This is a genomic window from Streptomyces sp. NBC_00820 (assembly GCF_036347055.1).
Lineage (GTDB): Bacteria > Actinomycetota > Actinomycetes > Streptomycetales > Streptomycetaceae > Streptomyces.
Genome location: NZ_CP108882.1, coordinates 6,002,502 through 6,022,969 on the forward strand (window position 1 = coordinate 6,002,502; position 20,468 = coordinate 6,022,969).

Consider the following 20,468-nt stretch of genomic DNA (forward strand, 5'->3'; position numbering starts at 1 on the left):
CGCCGTCAGTCGAGGTAAGCCCCGGTCAGCGCGATGACGGCCGAGCCGTCGTTGTCGGCGAGTTTGGTGCCGGTGAAGGCGCGCGCCCAGTCGGAGGTCTGGAGCCGGAACGCGGGCCGCTCGGCCGTGAGGGCCTCCAGCACGGTGGCGGCGGCCTGCTCCGGGGTCTGCGCGCCGCCGGCGAACTGGCCCAGGATGTGGGTGATGTAGTTCTTCAGGGGCTTCTGGTAGTCGCCCGCGGCGGCGATCGCGTCCGCCGGGTCGACGCCGATGTTGTTGACGAACTCCGTGGCCACCGCGCCGGGTTCGACGACGGACACGGTCACGCCGAGATCGGCGGCCACCGGCGCGAGGCTCTCCATGAAGCCCTCGACCGCGAACTTGGCGGCGCAGTAGGCCTCGTTGAACGGCTGCCCGACGACCCCGCCGACCGAGCTGACGGTGATCAGCCTGCCGCCGGACGCGCGCAGGTGCGGCATGGCGGTCTTGGTGGCCTGCACCACGCCGAAGAAGTTGACCTCCATCACGCGCCGCACGTCGTCGACGGACTCGTTCTCGATGGTGCCGACGTGGCCGGCGCCGGCGTTGTTGATCAGCGCGTCGAGCCGCCCGTGGTCGGCGACGACGCCCTCGATCGCGGCCGTCACCGAGTCCGGGTCGGTGACGTCGAGCTGCCGGATGTCGAGCGTGACCCCGGCCCGGTCCGCGGCCTCGCGCAGGGCGCCGGCCCGGTTCGGGTCGCGGAGGGTGGCGATCGTGGTCCACCCGGCGCGGGCGGCGGCGACGGCGGTCTCCAGGCCGATGCCGGAGGAGGTGCCGGTGATCAGGACGACGGGGGAGGGCATGGCTGCCTGCCTATCTGCTGGGATGCCCGGTGCGGTGAGCCCCGGTGCTGGTTGTAAATAGTTATGGAGCACCACCATTGTTGTCAACCATGGTGGTGCGTGCGGCGCCTGCACTAGAATCCGGCCATGGACACCCCGGACCAGCTCACCGCCGAGGTGATCGCTCTCTTCGCGAAGATCACCGACCTCTACAAGCGGGAGTACGAGACCGCCTCCGCCCGCCACGGACTCACACCGCAGCAGGTCAAGGTGCTGTTCGCGCTGGACGAGGCGCTGCCCATGCGGAGGCTGGCCGAGCGGGTGTTCGCCGATCCCTCCAACCTGACCGGCATGGTCGACCGGCTGCAGAGCCGTGGCCTGGTCGAACGCGTACCCGACCCCACCGACCGCCGGATCAAGCGCATCGCCGCCACCGAGGCCGGTCGCACGGTCGTGAAGGACCTTCGCGCCGCCCTGCGCTTCGCGGCGGATCCCCTGGTGGCCCTCGACGAGGACCAGCGGCGCGGCCTGCGGGACCTGCTTCAGATGATGGTCGACTCCCAGCGCCCCGGCGACTGACTCCTGAACACGGTGAACGTGAGGGAGTGAAGCGCCGGAACGCCGGTCTTCCGGCCGCCCCGGCACCGTAGCGACCGTCCGTGGTCTTCCGCGGACCTCGCCCGCACTGGATCTTGCGGTCCGCCCGCGGGGCGAAGGCTGCCCGATGTACCGCCTACCCTTATGGCATGAGCAGCATCGACCGGAGCCAGCCCGTGGACGTCCAGCGAACCTATGAGGTGCGCACCTACGGGTGCCAGATGAACGTCCACGACTCCGAGCGATTGTCCGGACTGCTCGAGGACGCCGGCTACGTGCGGGCTCCCGAGGGTTCCGACGGGGACGCCGACGTCGTCGTCTTCAACACCTGCGCCGTGCGCGAGAACGCCGACAACCGGCTGTACGGCAACCTCGGCCGCCTCGCGCCCAGGAAGGTGAGCCGTCCCGGGATGCAGATCGCGGTCGGCGGCTGCCTCGCGCAGAAGGACCGCGACACCATCGTGAAGAAGGCGCCGTGGGTGGACGTCGTCTTCGGTACGCACAACATCGGCAAGCTGCCCGTCCTGCTGGAGCGCGCCCGCGTCCAGGAGGAGGCCCAGGTCGAGATCGCCGAGTCCCTGGAGGCCTTCCCCTCCACGCTGCCCACCCGGCGCGAGAGCGCCTACGCGGCCTGGGTGTCGATCTCCGTCGGCTGCAACAACACGTGCACCTTCTGCATCGTCCCGGCGCTGCGCGGCAAGGAGAAGGACCGCAGGACCGGCGACATCCTGGCCGAGATCGAGGCCCTGGTCGGCGAGGGCGTCTCCGAGATCACGCTGCTCGGCCAGAACGTCAACGCCTACGGCTCCGACATCGGCGACCGTGAGGCCTTCAGCAAGCTGCTGCGGGCCTGCGGGAAGATCGAGGGCCTGGAGCGCGTCCGCTTCACCTCCCCGCACCCCCGCGACTTCACCGACGACGTCATCGCCGCCATGGCCGAGACGCCGAACGTGATGCCGCAGCTGCACATGCCGATGCAGTCCGGCTCGGACACCGTCCTGAAGGCGATGCGCCGCTCCTACCGGCAGGACCGCTACCTCGGGATCATCGAGAAGGTCCGCGCCGCCATCCCGCACGCCGCGATCACGACGGACATCATCGTCGGCTTCCCCGGTGAGACGGAGGAGGACTTCGAGCAGACGATGCACGCAGTGCGCGAGGCGCGGTTCACCCAGGCGTTCACCTTCCAGTACTCCAAGCGGCCCGGTACTCCGGCCGCGACCATGGAGAACCAGGTCCCCAAGGAGGTCGTCCAGGCGCGCTACGAGCGTCTCGTCGCCCTTCAGGAGGAGATCTCCTGGGAGGAGAACAAGAAGCAGGTCGGCCGCACCCTGGAGCTGATGGTCGCCGAGGGCGAGGGCCGCAAGGACGGCGCCACCCACCGCCTCTCCGGCCGTGCCCCCGACAACCGCCTGGTCCACTTCACCAAGCCGGAGCAGGAGGTGCGCCCCGGCGACGTGGTCACGGTCGAGATCACCTACGCCGCCCCGCACCACCTCCTTGCCGAGGGCAAGGTCCTCGACGTGCGACGCACGCGCGCGGGTGACGCCTGGGAGAAGCGCAACGCCGCGGAGGCGGCCAAGCCGGCCGGTGTCATGCTCGGCCTGCCGACCATCGGCGCACCGGCTCCGCAGCCCGCTGCCACGAGCGGCTGCGGCTGCGACTGAGCCGGCGAACCTCCGGTCACACCCGTCGGCGGGGCGGCTCGTTCAGCCGTTCGCCGGCGGGTCCGGGCGGCGTGGGTAACGCTCGGCCGTCGTGCGGGGCTAATCTGCCGATCATGCTTGTCGCCGCAGCCGTCTGCCCCTGCCCGCCGCTCCTCGTGCCCGAGGTCGCCGCGGGTGCCGCACCCGAGCTGGACGTCGCACGCGCGGCGTGCACCGACGCGCTCGGCGTGCTCGCCGCCTCCCGGCCGGATCTGCTCGTGGTCGTCGGGCCGACCGCGGGGGCCCAGGCCGGCGAATACCCCCAGGGTGCCCCGGGGTCCTTCCGCGGCTTCGGTGTCGATGCCGCCGTACGGCTCGGCGTGGCCGCCGAAACCGAAGCCGACACCGGTGTCGTGGGCGATGGTGAGCTGCCGGCCTCGCTGGCCGTAGGCGCATGGCTGCTGGAACGCACCGGCTGGGCCGACGCCCCCATCGAGGGACTCGGCGTCGAGGAGACGCTCGCGCCCGAGCGGTGCGCCGAGACAGGCAGGGAGATCGCAGCCCGAGCCCGGCGGGTGGCCCTCCTCGTGATGGGCGACGCCAGCGCGTGCCGCACCCTCAAGGCGCCCGGCTACCTCGACGAGCGGGCGGCCCCCTTCGACGCGGCGATCGCCCGCGCGCTGGGCTCCGCCGACGTGACGGCGCTCGCGGCGCTGGACACCGAGCAGGCCCACCAGCTGAAGGCCTCCGGCCGCGCCCCCTGGCAGGTACTCGCGGGCGCCGCCGTGGGCGCGGACCTGACAGGTGCGCTGTTGTACGACGACGCCCCCTACGGCGTGGGGTACATGGTCGCGACCTGGTCGTAGGCGTCGAAGGACGGTCGTAGGCGTCCCAGGACAGCGCCGAACGGCCGGGAGCGCATTCGCTCCGCGGCCGTTCGGTCGTCTGCGGTCCGGTCCGCGCGCCGGTGTGCGGGCGGTCGTGCCGCTCAGGAAGCCGGCGGGTTCTCCGGGGGGATGACGTCCGGGTGGCTGGCGTCCCGCTGGTACTCGCTGCCGCCGCCCTTCGGGTGGGTGGAACGGGTGGTCATGTCTCCGCTCTGCACCTGCTCGGCGGCCGCCTCACTCGGATGGGTGTGGTGGGTGGTGTGGCCGGGGTGCATGGAGTCCTTGTGGGCGAGGCGGTCCATCGCGTCCTTCGCCTTGTCCGTGCCCGAGTGGATCTTCTCGCTGTACTTGCCCTTGGTCCGCTCGTCGACGGCATGAGCGGCCTTGTCGATGCCGTGCTGCACCTTGTCGCCATGCTGGCGCGCGAGGTCCGACATCTTGTCCTTCATGTTGTCCAAGAGACCCATGGTCCACCTTCCCTCGCGGGACAGTCGGGACAGTTATGTGTGATGGGTGGGCTTGTGCGCGGGTGTCGTCGCCGTTCTCGCCGACGTCCGTCTGCCGACGGATTTCTGAGCTCTGCGCGGATCGCTGCCGGTGGATTTCCGCCCGGACCGCGTGGGCCGTTCCGACGGGTTTCCGATCCGGTCGTCACGCCCGTGTGTCCGTCCGTGGCGGATGCCCTGGCATCCGTGCCCTGAGCCGCCCAGCCGCCTCCTCGGCTTCGCCGGCTGCCTCCTCCTGTGTCGTCCTCGACCTGCCTCGACCTGCCGAGGAGTCGTACAAAAGCGCCCATTCCCACCTCTTACGTTACTCGTGCGGGCGGGATCCCGCGTCACGCGGTGCGTCCGGTCGCGTTACGCGGGTCACCACCCCGGCCGTCCGGCAGGTTCCGGCGGGGTACCTCGCCATGGACGGCTACCCCGAAAACGGCGTCTTCACGAGACGCGTTCCAGACGCGGTCCCGAGGTTTGCGAAACTGGTGTGGTGAGCAGTGCACCCCTCGCCCCCCGCGTCCTCGCCGTCGTCGGACCCACCGCGGCCGGAAAATCCGATCTCGGCGTCTTCCTGGCCCAGCAGCTCGGCGGCGAGGTCATCAACGCCGACTCCATGCAGCTCTACCGGGGCATGGACATCGGCACCGCCAAGCTGACGTCCGAAGAGCGCGGCGGCGTCCCGCACCACCTGATGGACATCTGGGACGTGACGGTCGCCGCCTCCGTCGCCGAGTACCAGAAGCTGGCCCGCGCCCGGATCGACGCCCTGCTGGCGCAGGGCCGCTGGCCGGTCCTGGTCGGCGGCTCGGGTCTGTACGTCCGCGGAGCCGTCGACAACCTGGAGTTCCCCGGCACCGACCCCGAGGTCAGGGCCCGCCTGGAGGAGGAGCTGGCGCTGCGCGGCCCGGGTGCCCTGCACGCGCGCCTGGCCGCCGCCGACCCCGACGCCGGCCGCGCCATCCTGCCCAGCAACGGCCGCCGTATCGTCCGGGCCCTGGAGGTCATCGAGATCACCGGCCGCCCCTTCACGGCGAACCTCCCCGGCCACGACTCCGTCTACGACACCGTCCAGATCGGTGTCGACGTGGCGCGCCCCGAACTCGACGAGCGCATCGCGCGCCGTGTCGACCGGATGTGGGAGGCGGGGCTCGTGGACGAGGTGCGTGCCCTGGAGGCGCAAGGGCTGCGCGAGGGCCGTACGGCGTCACGCGCGCTGGGCTACCAGCAGGTCCTCGACGCGCTCGCGGGCCAGTGCACCGAGGAGGAGGCGCGCGCCGAGACCGTGCGCGCCACCAAGCGCTTCGCGCGCCGCCAGGATTCGTGGTTCAGGCGCGACCCCCGGGTGCACTGGTTGAGTGGTGCGGTGGCGGACCGCGCGGAACTTCCGGGGCTGGCCCTGGCGTTGGTCGAACGACCGGTTACAGCCTGATCACGTCATGGCATCGGGATGCGCCGCCGGTCAACGCGGCGTCTGACGCCGTGCCATCATCAAGCTCGATCGACCAGTGGAAGTCCTAGTTGGGAGGGCGCGTGGCGATGGAGGCCGGCCCTCGCGACACCGCACAGGGTGCCGAGCACGTCACCACCGACGGTGACGAGCCGGGCCAGGGTGCGGACCTTCTGGCCCAGGACGCCCTCACCGAGGCACGTCTCGATGAGGACCGCGTCGCCGAGGAGCGTCTCGTCGAGGAGCGCCTCGCCGACGACGGGCCCGACGAGATCACGGGCGGGGTCACCGCCGACGGGCCCGCGCCCGAGGAGATGTACGCGAGCGGACCGGAGGTCGAGGTCGAGCTGCGTCCGCAGCGGAGGCTGCGCATCTGGCAGCTCGCGCCCATCGTGGGCCTCGCCGCGGTCGGCTCGCTGATGTTCGCCTTCCCGCTCGCCTTCGACTTCGGCGACAGCGGTGCCGTCATCGCCATGCTGGGCCTGCTGATCTGCTCCTGCGCCGCCGGCTGGGGCATGATGGCCGCCCGTCGCGTGGGCTACACCTTCCCGGGCCTGCCCGCGCGCGGCTCGGGACGCCGGCCCGACTGGCGGGTCGTGATCGCCTACGTCCTGCTGGTGGCCGTCGTGGCCGTCCTCGCCGTGTGGCGGGTTGCCCGCCTGCGCTAGCTGTATTGCCCTGTGAGGTTGGGGACGCGGCTGGCGGGTGGTTTGCCTGCGAGCGCGGTGTGTCCGCGGTGGTGATTGTAGGAGTGCAGCCAGCGGGGGAACGCGTCGCGTCGTTCCTGTTCTGAGTGGTAGGGCTTTGCGTAGGCCCATTCGTCGAGCAGGGTGCGGTTGAGTCGTTCGACCTTGCCGTTGGTCTGTGGCCGGTAGGGCCGGGTTCGCTTGTGGGTGATCCCGGCCGCCGTCAGGGTTTCGCGCCAGAGGTAGGACTTGTAGCAGGCTCCGTTGTCGGTCAGGACCCGTTCGACGGTGATCCCGACGCCGGTGAAGTAGGCGTGTGCGCGTGTCCAGAAGGCGGTGGCGGTCTCTTTCTTCTCGTCCGTGTGGATCTCGCTGTAGGCGAGGCGGGAGTGGTCGTCGACGGCGGTGTGGATGTAGCTGTAGCCGGCTCCGGAGCGGGTTTTGCGGCCTGCCTGGCGGCCCAGGGCCTTGTGGCCGCCGCCGTCGGGGATGTTGCCGAGCTTCTTGATGTCCACGTGCACGAGTTCGCCGGGCCGGTCGCGTTCGTAGCGGCGTATGACCCGGCCGGTGGCTCGGTCGAGGTGGCTGAGCCGGGCCAGGCCGAAGCGGACCAGGATGCGGTGCACGGTGGAGGGCACCAGGCCCAGCAGGTGCGCGATGCGGGCAGGTCCCCACCGCCGTGTGAGGCGGACCTTGATGATCCGGCGTTCGGCCCGCGTCGGCGTGCGTCGAGGGCTGTGGTGGGGGCGGCTGGAACGGTCGCTCATCCCCGCCTCGCCGAGTTGGCGGTATCGCCCGGCCCACCGCTGGGCTGTGGTCGGCGAGACCTGGAACCGCTCCGCCGCCCGGCGCAGAGGCCATCCGTCATCAACCACGCAGCGGGCCAGCCGCAGACGTCCGGTCTCGGTCAGAGGTGCATTACGGTGGGGCATGAGGGCCTTTCGGGCTGGTGTAGACGTCGCAATCCACACCGAACCCGGAAGGCCCTCACTCGTTCAAGATCCCCAGACGGTGACCACTGTCACCGCACCCAACCTCCGTGGACAGAACAGCTAGCGCCTGCCCGGCGGATCATGCCGCAGACGCGGGGCTAGGGCCTGGCACGCCCTCCCCGACCTCTGCGAGCAGGAGGTACCCCCAGCGACGTTGTCGGCGGTCGCCGACGCGTCCCTACGCTTCCCCGCGCTCGACGTCGCTAGCGCGGGGGACCCCCACCGTCGACGCCCTGCTGCGCCCACCCTTTACGATCGAGGAATGAGCACGCGCACGCGGATCGCCTTCCTCAAGGGTCACGGCACCGAGAACGACTTCGTGATCGTCCCTGACTCCGAGAACGCCATCGAGCTGACCCCGGCCGCGGTCGCCGTCCTGTGCGACCGCCGGGCCGGCATCGGCGGCGACGGCGTCCTGCACGTCGTGCGGTCCGCCGCGCACCCCGAGGCCCGGGAGATGGCCGCCGAGGCGGAGTGGTTCATGGACTACCGCAACGGCGACGGCTCGATCGCGGAGATGTGCGGCAACGGCGTGCGTGTGTTCGCGGGCTACCTCCAGCACGCCGGACATGTGGGCGAAGGAGACCTCGCCATCGCCACGCGCGCGGGCGTGAAGACCGTCCACATCGCGAAGAACGGCGACATCACCGTCGGCATGGGCGCCGCCCGCCTTCCCGAGGACGAGGTCACCGTGAGCGTCGGAGAGCGCAGCTGGCCCGCGCGGAACGTGAACATGGGCAACCCGCACGCCGTCGCCTTCGTCGACGACCTGGCACACGCCGGCAACCTGTACTCCGCGCCGCCCGTCAGCCCGGCCACCGCCTACCCCGACGGGGTGAACGTCGAGTTCGTCGTCGACCGCGGCCCCCGGCACGTCGCCATGCGCGTGCACGAGCGCGGTTCCGGCGAGACCCGCTCCTGCGGTACGGGCGCGTGCGCGGTCGCCGTGGCCACCGCCCGGCGTGACGGCGCCGACCCGGCCGTCACCGGGACTCCGGCGACGTACACCGTGGACGTGCCCGGCGGACGCCTCGTCATCACCGAACGGCCCGACGGGGAGATCGAGATGACGGGGCCCGCCGTGATCGTCGCCGAGGGCGAGATCGACGCCGCTTGGCTGGAAAACGCGCTCCGCTGACCTGACGGAACAGCGGTCACGGCGAACCCGGGGCGCCCGGACCTGCGGCGCGGGGCATACTCCCGGCGCCCGGGTCCGTTCGAAACCGCGGCCGAGGGCAGGGCACGTGGCGCAAACCCTAAACCTCCTCCGTGTCGCTCGAATGGGTGATCCGTTTCACGCTCGGCGAGAGGCGGTCGGTCGCACGTGGTGGGCTCGGTAGCATCAAGCACCGGCACGGACGGGGGAACGTCGCCATCCCTGAGCCGCGTATGCCCTGGAGCTCCGTCCGCCGGTCCACGAGCCGGAGGTGCCCATGAGTGCGGAGGCCACGAACCCTGCGACCCCTGGCCCGGTGGCGCCCACAGCGCCGGTGGCCCCAACCGTGCCGGCCGTGCCGGCTGGGCCCGCGGCGGCCGTCGTGCCCGCGGCGGCCCGCTGGAAGTCCCGGCCGCGCATCGATCTGCGCCGGATCGGCCGGGCCGCGCTGCTCGGACCCGCCGCCCGCGGCAGGCTGCCCGACGCCATCGGTCACGTCGTGGAGGCGCACCGCGCCCACCACCCCGACGCGGACCTGGAACCCCTGCGCCGCGCCTACGTCCTCGCGGAGTCCTCGCACCGCGGCCAGATGCGCAAGAGCGGCGAGCCGTACATCACGCACCCGCTGGCCGTGACCCTCATCCTCGCCGAACTCGGCGCCGAGACGACCACGTTGACGGCCTCGCTGCTCCACGACACCGTCGAGGACACGGATGTGACGCTAGCTCAGGTGCGGGAACAATTCGGTGAGGAGGTGCGTTACCTGGTCGACGGCGTCACGAAGCTGGAGAAGGTCGACTACGGCGCCGCGGCCGAGCCCGAGACCTTCCGCAAGATGCTCGTCGCCACCGGCAACGACGTGCGCGTGATGTCGATCAAACTCGCCGACCGCCTGCACAACATGCGCACTCTCGGCGTGATGCGCCCCGAGAAACAGGCGCGGATCGCCAAGGTCACCCGTGACGTCCTCATCCCGCTCGCCGAACGGCTCGGCGTCCAGGCACTCAAGACCGAGCTGGAAGACCTCGTCTTCGCCATCCTCCACCCGGAGGAGTACGAACACACCAGGGAACTCATCGCGGAGAACACCGCCCGCCCCGACGACGCCCTCGCGGCGATCGCCGAACAGGTCCGCGGCGTACTGCGTGAGGCCGACATCCCCGCCGAAGTCCTCATCCGCCCCCGCCACTTCGTCTCGGTCCACCGTGTCGCCCGTAAACGCGGACAACTGCGCGACGCCGACTTCGGACGCCTGCTGGTCCTCGTGCACGAGGACGCCGACTGCTACGGCGTCCTCGGCGAGCTGCACACCTGTATGACGCCGGTCGTCTCCGAGTTCAAGGACTTCATCGCCGTACCCAAGTTCAACCTGTACCAGTCGCTGCACACCGCCGTCGCCCGCGCGGACGGCCAGGTCGCCGAAGTCCTCATCCGCACCCACCAGATGCACAAGGCCGCCGAGGCCGGAGTGATCGCGCTCGGCAACCCCTACGCACCCCCCGCGGAGGACCCGTCCCAGGCCGCCGACGGAGAGCGCGCCGACCCCACCCGCCCCGGCTGGCTCTCCCGCCTCCTCGACTGGCAGCGGGCGGCCCCCGACCCCGACACCTTCTGGTCCACCCTGCGCGAGGACCTCGCCCAGGACCGCGAGATCACCGTCTTCCGGCCCGACGGTGGCACCCTCGGCCTGCCCGAGGGCGCCACCTGCGTGGACGCCGCCTACGCGCAGTACGGCGAGGACGCCCACGCCTGCATCGGCGCCCGCGTCAACGGCCGCCTCGCCACGCTCAGCACCGTCCTGCGGGACGGCGACAGCGTCCAGCTCCTCATGGGCCAGGACCCCGCCTCCGAACCCTCCCGCGAGTGGCTGGAGCACGCCCACACCCCCGCCGCACGCATCGCCATCCAGCGGTGGCTGGCGACCCATCCCGGCGACGCCGCCCCGGACACGCATCCCTCGACCGGCGACGGCGCCACCGGCGCCCAGGGCCCGGGGAGCGCTGGCCGCCCGGGGGACACACCCCGCGAGGCGACGGGCACACCTTCCGGGACAGCGCACGCACCGTCCGCGAGAGCGCAGGCGCCGGCCACCTCGTCGGACGGGGCGGGCGCCGCGCCGGCGGGCGCGCCCGCCGCATCGGCGGACTCGACCGGCGCCCCGGAGGGCACGTCCTCCGCCCGCACCACCAGGCGAGGTCCCGCCAGGGGCCGCTCCGGCACGGCCGTCCCCCTCGCGCGCCCTCGCGGCGCCGACGTGCTCGTGGACCGGCCCGGGGCCGTCGTACGGCTCGCCGGATGCTGTACGCCCGTACCGCTCGACGAGATCACCGGGTTCGCCGTGCGCGGGGGAGTGGTGACCGTGCACCGCGCCGGATGCGCCGCGGTGGCCCACATGACGACCAGGGGACGCGCCGAGATCGGTGTGCGCTGGGGGGACACCACCGAGTGCCGGGTCACGCTGATCGCCGAATCGTTCGGCCGCCCCCATCTGCTCGCCGACCTCACCGAGGCGATGGCCCAGGAAGGCGCCGAGATCGTCTCCGCCACCGTGGAACCGCCCAGCCAGCAGCGGGTACGGCACACCTACACGGTGCGGCTGCCCGACGCGGCGCACCTCCCGGCCCTCATGCGCGCCATGCGCGACGTGCCCGGGGTGTACGACGTGAGCCGCGCCCAGGCGCCGATGGCGTCCTGAGGGCGCCCCGGCCGCCGGCTTCCTGAAGAAGGCTCTCCCGGACCAACCCGTTCGGGTGGGCCCGGCGCGCGCCGCCGCCGCAGCGCCCGGGCGCGCTGGTAGCGGTGGTGCATGCTGCTCACCCCCCGCTCGCGCCAGTCACTCGACCCCGGCCCACGCCGTGCCCCGCGGTTGCTCCGCCGCCGTGGGGCGGCCCTGCTCGCCTCCGCCGCGGCCGTCTGCCTCATCGCCGCCGGAGCCCCCGCCGAACCCCTGGGTGTCGGCGACCGGCTCTTCCCGTACCTGGGGAACCCGGGGTACGACGTGGCGTCGTACGACCTCTCCTTCACCTACCCCGGCACCAACGACAAGCCGCTGCGGGCCGTCACCACGATCGACGCCTGGACGACCGCCACGCTGGACCGCATCAACCTCGACTTCGCCCACGGCACGGTGGAGTCCGTCGAGGTCGACGGCCGGCCGGCCTCCTTCACCAGCGCGGGGCAGGACCTGGTCGTCACCCCCTCCCGCGCCCTCGCGCGGGGCAGCTGGACCCGGATCACCGTGCGGCACACCAGCGACCCCGTCGCCGCCGAGGGCCAGGACGGCGGCTGGGTGCGCACCTCCGACGGCCTCGCCATGGCGAACCAGGCCGACGCCGCTCACCTGGTCTTCCCGTGCAACGACCATCCGTCCGACAAGGCGATGTTCACCATCCGGGTCACCGCCCCGAACGACTACACCGCCGTCGCCAACGGCCTGCCCACCGGAGTGGAGCGCGTCGGCCCCAGCACCACCTGGACCTACCGCTCCCAGCACCCCATGGCCACCGAGCTCGCGCAGGTCTCCATCGGCCGCTCCGCCGTACTGCACCGCCAGGGCCCCCACGGGCTGCCGGTCCGCGACGTCGTGCCCAGCGCCGACAGCAAGGCGCTCGAACCCTGGCTCGCCAGGACGCCCGACCAGATCGCCTGGATGGAGAGCAAGATCGGGCCGTACCCCTTCGAGACGTACGGCGTGCTCATGGCCCAGGCCTCCACGGGCTTCGAGCTGGAGACGCAGACCCTGTCGCTGTTCGAGAAGGACCTGTTCACCGAGCCCGCCTATCCCAAGTGGTACCTCGAGTCGATCATGGTTCACGAGCTGTCCCACCAGTGGTTCGGCGACAGCGTCAGCCCCCGCACCTGGTCCGACGTCTGGCTGAACGAGGGGCACGCCACCTGGTACGAGGCCCTCTACTCGGAGGAGAAGGCGCACAAGCCCCTGGAGGACCGGATGAAGGCCGCCTACGGCGCCTCCGACCGCTGGCGGGCCTCCGGCGGGCCGCCCGCCCGGCCCAAGCCCCCCGCGCCCGGCCAGAAGATCAGCATCTTCCGTCCCAACATCTACGACGGAGCGGCGCTCGTGCTCTACGCCCTGCGCCAGGAGATCGGCCGGCCGGCCTTCGAGCGCCTGGAGAAGGTGTGGGTCCAGGAACACCGGGACTCCACCGTCACCACCGCCGACTTCGTCCGCCTCGCCTCGGCCATCGGCGGCCGCGACCTCAGTGGCTTCTTCCAGGACTGGCTCTACGGCGAGAAGACCCCGCCCATGCCGGGCCACCCCGACTGGAAGCCCACCGCGTCGACCGATACGGCCAAGGAGCCGCGGTCCGGTAAGCCGGCGCCGGTGAAATGACGCCGGGGGCGCCTGGGACTCCGGGGACTCCGGGAACTCCGGGAACTCCGGGAACTCCGGGGATGCCGAGGACACGGGGATGACGGCCAGGGCGCCGATGGATGCCAACGGACGCCGATGGACGCCGACGGGCGCCGAGAACGGCGAAATCACCGGAGTGGCGGGGCCGGCGGCGGGGAAATAACGCGGTGACGAGACGCGCCGTGCCGTGGGACCATTTTCAGGTCGGCGCGGCACGGGTCACGGGAATCTCCCCGGGTACTCGAGCGTTGTCCGAACAAGACCGCCGGTTGCGCCACAACCGGATCGGCACTCCCATCGACCATCGGCGTAAGGATCCAATGACCTCCTCTTCTTCCCCTTCCCAGGACACCAAGCGCCTCGCGCACGCCTATCCCGAAGGTCTTCGGGCCGATGCCCTGATGGAAGAGGACGTCGCCTGGAGCCACGAGATCGACGGCGAGCGGGACGGTGACCAGCTCGACCGGTCCGAGCGCGCGGCCCTGCGCCGCGTGGGGGGCCTCTCCACCGAGCTGGAGGACGTCACCGAGGTCGAGTACCGCCAGCTCCGCCTGGAGCGGGTCGTGCTCGTCGGCGTGTGGACGACCGGCACCGCCCAGGACGCCGACAACTCCCTCGCCGAGCTGGCCGCCCTCGCCGAGACCGCGGGCGCGCTCGTGCTCGACGGCGTGATCCAGCGCCGCGACAAGCCCGACGCGGCCACCTACATCGGCTCGGGCAAGGCCCTCGAGCTGCGCGACGTCGTCCTCGAATCGGGCGCCGACACCGTCATCTGCGACGGTGAGCTGAGCCCGGGCCAGCTGATCCAGCTGGAGGACGTCGTCAAGGTCAAGGTCATCGACCGTACGGCCCTGATCCTCGACATCTTCGCCCAGCACGCCAAGTCCCGTGAGGGCAAGGCGCAGGTCGCGCTGGCGCAGATGCAGTACATGCTGCCCAGGCTCCGCGGCTGGGGCCAGTCGCTGTCCCGGCAGATGGGTGGCGGTCGCGGTGGCCTCGCCACGCGTGGCCCCGGTGAGACCAAGATCGAAACGGACCGGCGCCGGATCCGCGAGAAGATGGCGAAGATGCGCCGGGAGATCGCGGACATGAAGACCGGCCGTGAGGTCAAGCGTCAGGAACGCCGGCGCAACAAGGTGCCGTCCGTCGCCATCGCGGGCTACACCAACGCCGGCAAGTCCTCCCTGCTCAACCGCCTCACGGGCGCCGGCGTCCTGGTCGAGAACTCGCTGTTCGCGACCCTGGACCCGACCGTCCGGCGCGCGGAGACCCCGAGCGGCCGCCTGTACACCCTGGCCGACACCGTCGGCTTCGTCCGGCACCTGCCGCACCACCTGGTCGAGGCGTTCCGCTCCACCATGGAGGAGGTCGGCGACTCCGACCTGATCCTGCACGTGGTGGACGGTTCGCACCCGAACCCGGAGGAGCAGCTGGCCGCCGTGCGCGAGGTGATCCGGGACGTCGGCGCCACCGACGTACCCGAGATCGTCGTGATCAACAAGGCGGACGCGGCCGACCCGCTGGTCCTCCAGCGGCTGCTGCGGGTCGAGAAGCGTTCCCTCGCGGTCTCGGCGCGTACCGGCCTGGGCATCGAGGAACTGCTCGCGCTCGTGGACGACGAGCTGCCCCGCCCCTCGGTCGAGGTCGACGCGCTCGTCCCGTACACGCACGGCAAGCTCGTCGCCCGCGCCCACACCGAGGGCGAGGTCCTCTCCGAGGAGCACACCGCGGACGGCACCCGGATCAAGGTCCGGGTGAACGAGGAACTGGCGGCGGACCTGGCGCCGTACGCGTCCGCGTCCGCGGCCTGACACCGCACCGCAGCACAGGAAGGCCCGCCACCCGTTCCCGGGTGGCGGGCCTTCCCGCTTGCCGCGCGCGGGTCTACCGGCCGGTGAACTTCCGGCTGACCGAGTCGTACACGCCCTTGGCCACCTCACCCAGCCGGGGACCGGCGAGCCATCCCGCGGAGACCGGGCCGATCGAGGTGTTGGACACCAGGGTGGGCTTGCCGTCCGAGCCCGTCTCCACCCAGCCACCGCCGGAGGAGCCACCGGTCATCGTGCAGCCGATGCGGTACATCGTCGGGTCCGACGCGTTGATCGACAGCCGGCCCGGCTTGTCCTGGCACTGGTACAGCAGCCGGCCGTCGAACGGCGCCGCCGCCGGGTAACCGCTGGCCGTGATGTTCCGCACCTGCGGCACGGCCGGGGCGTCGAAGCTCACCGGCAGCGCGCCGCCGACCGTCTCCTCCAGCGACTTGCCGGTGGTGCCCTGCTCCGGCGTCACATGGATCACGGCGAAGTCGTACGAGGCGCCGTCACCGCCGGTCGCGCCGCCCTTGTCGATCCACTGCTGCGAGGTCTTGGCCCCGTCGGCCCACCAGACGCCGAGCGGAGCGACCTGCTCCCGCGGGGCGCCCTTCATCTGCGCGGGCGACATGCCCTGGTTGTTGTACGACGGCACGAAGGCGAGGTTGCGGTACCAGCCGCCCTTCTTGCCGGCGTGCACACAGTGGCCCGCCGTCCAGATGAGGTTGGACTTGCCCGGGTGCGCCGGGTCCTCGACGACCGTCGCCGAGCAGACCATCGTGCCCTCGGGGGCGTCGAAGAACACCTTGCCGGAGGTGGCCGCGTTGTTGTGGTACGGCGCCGTGACCGGCTGCGCCTTCACCGGCGCCGGGGCCGGGTCCGTCACTCCCTGGTCACCGGAGAGGTCGTTGTCGTCGACGCCCCTGTCGGGATCGTCGGCGCCCCGCATGCGGTCCGGGTTCCACAGGCCCTTGATGATCGGGTTGATGAAGTCGTTGGCCTCGCGCAGCCACTGCTCCCGGTCCCAGTTCTTCCAGGCGCCGTTCTTCCACTTGTCGACGTCGACGCCGTGCTCTTCGAGCTTCTGCCGGATGTTGTCCGGGATCCTGATCTTTCCGTCGCCGGAGCCGATCGCGGTCGCGGTGGCGGTCGGCCGGTCGTCGGCCTTGTCGTCGCTGTCGCCGCCGCACGCCGTGGCGGTCAGCGTGAGCGTCGACACGAGGGCGACCGTCGCCAGCACGGGGGAGGTTCTGCGCGGCACGCCCCTCCCTCGGCGAACGGTGAACGACGGCCGTATGGATCGCATGGTCTTGACTCCCCCTGCTGTGAAGGAACTCGGCACTTCGGCCCGGCACCGGCACCTCACTCACGGGGAGTTGACGCCGGCTTCGTGGCTCTCTGGGAACGGGACCACACACTATGCGCTCGCCGTGGGGGACTTCTGACGGAACGGCAACGGTTTCGCTACGGGCTGCGTGATCCGGCCATTCATCAGGGGTTTCAGGTACGGACACACCCGTCCCACCCGGCACTGCCGAGAGGCCGGCCCGCTTCGGGGACGCTCCCGGCGCGGCGAGGATCCGCGGCAAGGATCTTGGTGGCAGACCGTAACCCGTAGGCCGGTCCGCGGTTGTTAGCGATGGGGGTCCCGCTGCCTTGGCCCGGCCCCCGCGGATCAACTCGCCTCTGAACAGCGGGGAGGACAGCGAGCCGTGGCCGTGACCGAGTCGATGGCTGAAAGCGCGTACGGGGGAACCCGTACCGTGCACGAGGGGATTCTGAAGCGCCAGTCCGCGCGCGAATCCGCGGCGCGCACCTATGCGCGGGCGTTGCCCATCGTGCCCGTGCGGGCACGTGGCCTGACCATCGAGGGCGCCGACGGACGCCGCTACCTGGACTGCCTGTCCGGCGCCGGGACCCTCGCCCTCGGCCACAACCACCCCGTCGTGCTGGAGGCCATCCGCAAGGTCCTCGACTCCGGCGCCCCGCTCTCCGTGCTCGACCTGGCGACCCCCGTCAAGGACGCCTTCATCACCGAGCTGTTCCGCACCCTGCCGCCCGGGCTCGCCGACCGTGCCCGCGTCCAGTTCTGCGGACCGGCCGGCACCGACGCGGTCGAGGCCGCGTTCAAGCTCGTCCGGGCCGCGACCGGCCGTACCGGCATCCTCGCCTTCACCGGCGCCTACCACGGCATGACCGCCGACGCCCTTGCCGCCTCCGGCGGGGCCGGCGAGGTCCGGGTCGCCCGGCTGCCGTACCCGCAGGACTACCGCTGCCCGTTCGGCGTCGGCGGCGCGCCCGGCGCCGAACTCGCCGCCCGCTTCACCGAGTCGCTCCTCGACGACCCCAAGTCGGGCGTGCCGCTGGCCGCCGGGATGATTCTCGAACCCGTCCAGGGCGAGGGCGGAGTGATCCCGGCGCCCGACGACTGGCTGCGCCGCATGCGGCAGTTCACCGCCGACCGGTCGATCCCGCTCATCGCCGACGAGATCCAGACCGGAGTCGGCCGTACCGGCGCCTTCTGGGCCGTCCAGCACAGCGCGGTCACCCCCGACGTGATGGTCCTGTCCAAGGCCATCGGCGGAAGCCTCCCGCTGGCCGTGGTCGTCTACCACGAGGACCTCGACGTCTGGCGGCCCGGCGCCCACGCGGGCACCTTCCGTGGCAACCAACTCGCCATGGCCGCGGGCACCGCCACCCTCGCCTACGTCCGCGAACACGGCCTCGCCGACCGGGCGAAAACCCTCGGTGCCCGCATGCTGTCCCAACTGGAAGCCCTCAAGGGCGAGTTCCCGTGTGTGGGCGACGTGCGGGGGCGCGGGCTGATGATCGGGGTCGAACTGGTGGACCCCGAGGGTGCGGAGGCCGGGCGGTCCGGTCCGGCCGGGCCGGGGCACGAAGCCTCCTGTGCCACGGGTCGCGCCCTGCCGCCGGCGCCGGACTCGCCGGCCGCCCCTCTCCCCGCGTCTCCCGACCTCGCCGCCGCCGTCCAGCGGGAGTGCCTCCACCGCGGCCTCATCGTGGAACTCGGCGGCCGCCACAACAGCGTCGTACGACTCCTGCCGCCGCTGACCATCAGCGACGAGCAGGCTGCAGCCGTCCTGGACCGCCTGAGTGACGCGGTGGCAGCGGCGGCCCGTGGCCACCAGGACAACGGCCACCGCCGACGACACGACGACCCTTCCGAACGCGCCGGATAACGCCCGTACAGCGGCCCACCACCCTCCGCAGCAGCCTCCGCAGCGGCCGGAGCACCATCGGCCGTGGCCGGCCGGCGCGCCGACCCCTCCGAACGCGCCGTCGCACCCCGCTTCCTTCGCACCCCTCAGTTCCACCGCACCTCCTCAGCTCCACGGCACGTCCGCCCGGATACCTGGATGCCCAGACGTCCAGTCAGCAGGCGTCCAGGCGGACCCCCGCCCGCCTCGTACTCCGACCCTCTCCCTACTCGCCCCGTACTCCGAATCCCCTCCCTACGACGACAGACAGCCATCCGGAACCCGCCCGCGAACTCGTCCTTCTCCGCCGACACGGCGCCCCCGGTCGAGCCGACGACGCGCGAACCCGCGACACCCCCAGCCCCCCGAGGAGCCGTCTTGAACGCCACCCCCGCACCCGACGGCCGATCCGGCAGCCCCGAGGAGGCGGGCGACTCCGGAGCCCCGGTCGATCCGCTGCCGCGAGTCGACTCGGTGCCCCCGCAGAAGCGGCGCGAGCCCGCCGCCGTACGGCGGGGAGAGCCCGGCGCCGACCCCCTGGAGGATCCCGACCCGCACAGCGCGGCCCAGGCCGCCGCGGTGGAGAACCTGCTGCGCTGCTGGGTCCGCGAGACGGACCTCCCAGCCCCCGCCACCAACACCCTCCACATCCCCCTTCCCTCCGGCGGCACGGCCCTGGCCGTCCCCGTCCGCCACTGGTCACCGACAGGCTGGCACCGCTTCGGACCGCCGCGCTTCGCCGACGACTCCGAGGAGAGCGCCCCCATCGACGCGGTCACCCTGGCCGCGCTGCTCGCCAGGGAGAGGCCCGGTGATGCGGGCGCCGGCGCCACGTCCCCGACGTCCGCCTCCGGAGACGGCGTCGACCTCGTCGTCAGGGTCGCCGACTCGCTGCGCCGTACCGCGACCTTCCTCCGCGACCGGCGGGCACATCCCGCCGACGGTCCCGACCTCTTCCTCGGCGCCGAGCAGGCCCTGCTCCTCGGTCACCCCCTGCACCCGACCCCGAAGAGCCGGGAAGGGCTCACCGAGGCCGAAGTCCGGCTCTACTCACCGGAGTTGCGCGGATCCTTCCCCCTGCACTGGATGGCCGTCGCCCCCGCCCTGCTCGTGACCGACTCGGCCTGGACCGAGCGCGGACGCCCCGTCCCCGCCGAGCACCTCACCCGTCGGCTCAGCGACACCACCCTGCCGCTGCCCGACGGCTACGCCGCGCTGCCCCTGCACCCCTGGCAGGCGCGCGAACTGCGGCACCGCCCGGTGGTCGCCGGCCTGCTCGACTCCGGACTGCTCCGCGACCTCGGCCCGCTCGGCGCTCCCTGGCACCCCACCTCCTCCGTGCGCACCGTCCACCGTTCCGGCGTCCCCGCGATGCTCAAGCTGTCGCTCGGCTTGCGCATCACCAACTCCCGCCGGGAGAACCTGCGCAAGGAACTCCACCGCGGAGTCGAGGTGCACCGCCTGCTGCGCACCGGCCTGTCCAAGCAGTGGCAGGCCGCACACCCCGGCTTCGACATCGTCCGCGACCCGGCGTGGCTCGCCGTCGACGCCCCGGACGGGCCGCCCGTACCCGGACTCGACGTCGTACTCAGGCACAACCCGTTCGTGCCGTCCGACGACGTCGGCTGCGTCGCGGGACTCGTCTCGCCCCGCCCGCTCGCCGTACCCGGTGCCGACTCCGTGCCGCCGCAGGGGTCTTGGGCCCACGGGTCCCGGCTCGCCCAGCTCGTCGCACGGCTGGCCGTACACACGGGGCGGCCCGTCGAAGCCGTCGCGGCGGAGTGGTTCCTGCGCTACCTGGAACAGGTCGTCCGTCCCGTGCTGTGGCTCGACAGCGAGGCCGGCATCGCACTGGAGGCCCATCAGCAGAACACGCTGATCCTGCTCGACGGCGACGGCTGGCCCGCGGGCGGCCGCTACCGCGACAACCAGGGCTACTACTTCCGCGCGTCCCGGCGGGCCGATCTCGACGCCCGGCTGCCCGGGATCGGCGAACACAGCGACACTTTCGTCTCCGACGAGGTCGCCGACGAACGCTTCGCGTACTACCTCGCCATCAACAACGTGTTCGGCCTGATCGGTGCGTTCGGCTCCCAGCGCCTCGCCGACGAACGGCTTCTCCTCGCGGCGTTCCGCCGCTTCCTCACCGACGTCGCCACGGGACCCGCCGCCCTGCGCACCACCCTGCCCGGCCGCCTGCTCGACTCGCCCGTCCTGCGCTGCAAGGCCAACCTGCTGACCCGCCTGCACGGCCTGGACGAACTCGTCGGCCCGGTCGACACCCAGTCCGTCTACGTCACCATCACCAACCCCCTCCATTCCTGAGCGTCTTTCG

The 20,468-nt window shown here is 71.9% G+C and carries 14 protein-coding genes and 1 pseudogene; 11 read left to right on the forward strand and 4 right to left on the reverse strand.

What is annotated here, in order from left to right:
* Positions 1-5: 5 nt before the first annotated feature.
* Positions 6-845 carry an SDR family oxidoreductase gene (locus OIB37_RS27135; RefSeq protein WP_330460219.1) on the reverse strand — a complete coding sequence of 280 codons (840 nt, stop codon included), beginning with the start codon at positions 843-845 and terminating at the stop codon, positions 6-8.
* A 126-nt stretch (positions 846-971) separates the two neighbouring features.
* Here OIB37_RS27135 and OIB37_RS27140 point away from each other — a divergent pair, with 126 nt between their 5' ends.
* The 3 genes from OIB37_RS27140 (at position 972) to OIB37_RS27150 (ending at position 3,933) form a co-directional block, all read left to right on the forward strand.
* The gene (locus OIB37_RS27140) at positions 972-1,403 is read left to right on the forward strand and encodes a MarR family winged helix-turn-helix transcriptional regulator (RefSeq protein WP_330460220.1); all 432 of its coding nucleotides are present in this window, start codon (positions 972-974) and stop codon (positions 1,401-1,403) included.
* Between the two features lie 167 nt (positions 1,404-1,570).
* Entirely contained in the window at positions 1,571-3,088 is a 1,518-nt protein-coding gene (miaB, locus tag OIB37_RS27145; protein WP_330460221.1) for a tRNA (N6-isopentenyl adenosine(37)-C2)-methylthiotransferase MiaB, read from the forward strand.
* 113 nt (positions 3,089-3,201) lie between these two features.
* Positions 3,202-3,933, forward strand: coding sequence for a class III extradiol dioxygenase subunit B-like domain-containing protein (locus tag OIB37_RS27150; protein WP_330460222.1), 732 nt, complete (start codon positions 3,202-3,204; stop codon positions 3,931-3,933).
* A gap of 284 nt (positions 3,934-4,217) precedes the next feature.
* On the opposite strand, the pseudogene OIB37_RS36345 reads toward OIB37_RS27150, so the two are convergent.
* Positions 4,218-4,421 (reverse strand): annotated as a pseudogene (locus OIB37_RS36345) (antitoxin); the annotation flags it as partial.
* A gap of 520 nt (positions 4,422-4,941) precedes the next feature.
* Here OIB37_RS36345 and miaA point away from each other — a divergent pair.
* Positions 4,942-5,880: a tRNA (adenosine(37)-N6)-dimethylallyltransferase MiaA gene (gene miaA / locus OIB37_RS27160; RefSeq protein ID WP_330460224.1), complete on the forward strand. Its 939-nt coding sequence runs from the start codon at positions 4,942-4,944 to the stop codon at positions 5,878-5,880.
* Between the two features lie 107 nt (positions 5,881-5,987).
* Complete coding sequence (locus OIB37_RS27165) at positions 5,988-6,566, forward strand: hypothetical protein (RefSeq protein ID WP_330461983.1); 579 nt, start codon at positions 5,988-5,990, stop codon at positions 6,564-6,566.
* Here OIB37_RS27165 and OIB37_RS27170 read toward each other — a convergent pair.
* A complete protein-coding gene (locus OIB37_RS27170) occupies positions 6,563-7,516 on the reverse strand; it encodes an IS481 family transposase (RefSeq protein ID WP_330457540.1) in 954 nt (317 codons plus the stop codon). The two genes, OIB37_RS27165 and OIB37_RS27170, sit on opposite strands and share 4 nt — an antisense overlap.
* A 322-nt stretch (positions 7,517-7,838) precedes the next feature.
* Between OIB37_RS27170 and dapF the strand changes: the two genes are divergently transcribed.
* From dapF to hflX, 4 genes are all read left to right on the forward strand, one after another.
* Positions 7,839-8,714 (forward strand): diaminopimelate epimerase, encoded by an 876-nt coding sequence (gene dapF / locus OIB37_RS27175; RefSeq protein ID WP_330460225.1) that lies wholly within the window; start codon positions 7,839-7,841, stop codon positions 8,712-8,714.
* Positions 8,715-9,009: 295 nt separating this feature from the next.
* Entirely contained in the window at positions 9,010-11,427 is a 2,418-nt protein-coding gene (locus OIB37_RS27180) for a RelA/SpoT family protein (protein WP_330460226.1), read from the forward strand.
* A 111-nt stretch (positions 11,428-11,538) separates the two neighbouring features.
* Entirely contained in the window at positions 11,539-13,083 is a 1,545-nt protein-coding gene (locus OIB37_RS27185; RefSeq protein WP_330460227.1) for a M1 family metallopeptidase, read from the forward strand.
* A gap of 341 nt (positions 13,084-13,424) precedes the next feature.
* Entirely contained in the window at positions 13,425-14,915 is a 1,491-nt protein-coding gene (gene hflX / locus OIB37_RS27190; RefSeq protein WP_330460228.1) for a GTPase HflX, read from the forward strand.
* 73 nt (positions 14,916-14,988) lie between these two features.
* On the opposite strand, the gene OIB37_RS27195 is transcribed toward hflX, so the two are convergent.
* Positions 14,989-16,221, reverse strand: a complete 1,233-nt coding sequence (locus OIB37_RS27195; protein ID WP_330460229.1) for a trypsin-like serine peptidase — start codon at positions 16,219-16,221, stop codon at positions 14,989-14,991.
* Positions 16,222-16,627: 406 nt separating this feature from the next.
* On the opposite strand from OIB37_RS27195, the gene OIB37_RS27200 reads away from it, so the two are divergent.
* Together OIB37_RS27200 and OIB37_RS27205 are read left to right on the forward strand one after the other, a co-directional pair.
* Complete coding sequence (locus tag OIB37_RS27200) at positions 16,628-18,115, forward strand: diaminobutyrate--2-oxoglutarate transaminase family protein (protein WP_443058210.1); 1,488 nt, start codon at positions 16,628-16,630, stop codon at positions 18,113-18,115.
* Positions 18,116-18,511: 396 nt separating this feature from the next.
* On the forward strand, positions 18,512-20,458 hold the full coding sequence (locus OIB37_RS27205; RefSeq protein ID WP_330460230.1) for an IucA/IucC family protein: 1,947 nt from the start codon (positions 18,512-18,514) through the stop codon (positions 20,456-20,458).
* Positions 20,459-20,468: the final 10 nt, after the last annotated feature.